The 462-nt window shown below is 64.5% G+C and carries 1 protein-coding gene; it reads left to right on the forward strand.

Features of this window, described 5'->3' with window-relative positions:
• On the forward strand, positions 1–462 hold a 462-nt coding region (locus WFQ67_RS30220), incomplete at both ends, for an IS110 family transposase (RefSeq protein WP_442969645.1).

The raw sequence follows: 462 nt of genomic DNA on the forward strand, positions 1-462 counted from the left end.
AAAGCGGGTTTCGCCGTCTTGCGCGACTGGCTGAACAAACACAGCGAACCCGGTGCCTGGGTCGTGATGGAGGCCACCGGCATCTACCATGAAGCCCTGGCCGAATGGCTGCTGGAGCAAGGCTATCGGGTCTGTGTCCTCAACCCGGCGCAGATCGCCCACTACGCCCGCAGCCAGCTGCAGCGGGTGAAGACCGACAAGGTCGACGCCAAGCTGATCGCCGAATACGGCGAGCGCCATCAGGACAGCCTGCGTCCCTGGCAACCCGAGCCCCGTGCCGTGCGGCGCTTGAAAGCCCTGGTACGGCGCCTGGAGGACCCGCGCGAAATCGAGCAGATGGAGCGCAACCGTCTGGAAGTGGCCGATGCCAGCGTCCAGGCCTCGATCCAGTCGGTGCTGGAACATGTCGGGCAGGAGATCGAAGAGACCCTCAAGGCGATCGACGACCACATCGACAACGAC

It is taken from the genome of Pseudomonas sp. USHLN015 (genome assembly GCF_037153275.1).
Classification (GTDB): Bacteria; Pseudomonadota; Gammaproteobacteria; order Pseudomonadales; family Pseudomonadaceae; genus Metapseudomonas; species Metapseudomonas tohonis.